The organism is Streptomyces sp. NRRL B-1140 (assembly GCF_001280065.1).
Lineage (GTDB): Bacteria > Actinomycetota > Actinomycetes > Streptomycetales > Streptomycetaceae > Streptomyces.
This window is the reverse complement of record NZ_LGEA01000082.1, coordinates 1-213: the sequence shown is the minus strand read 5'-3', so window position 1 is coordinate 213 and position 213 is coordinate 1. Positions and strand designations below refer to the sequence as shown.

Genomic DNA, 213 nt, shown 5'->3' with positions numbered 1-213 from the left:
GGTCAGGTAGAGAATACCGAGGCGTTCGGGTGAACTATGGTTAAGGAACTCGGCAAAATGCCCCCGTAACTTCGGGAGAAGGGGGGCCACACCTGGTGATGGGCTTTACGCCTTGAGCTGGGGGTGGCCGCAGAGACCAGCGAGAAGCGACTGTTTACTAAAAACACAGGTCCGTGCGAAGCCGTAAGGCGATGTATACGGACTGACGCCTGC

Annotated in this window: 1 rRNA gene; it reads left to right on the top strand. The window is 57.3% G+C overall.

The features are described from left to right. Positions 1-213: ribosomal RNA gene (locus ADK65_RS10160) — 23S ribosomal RNA — on the top strand; the annotation flags it as partial.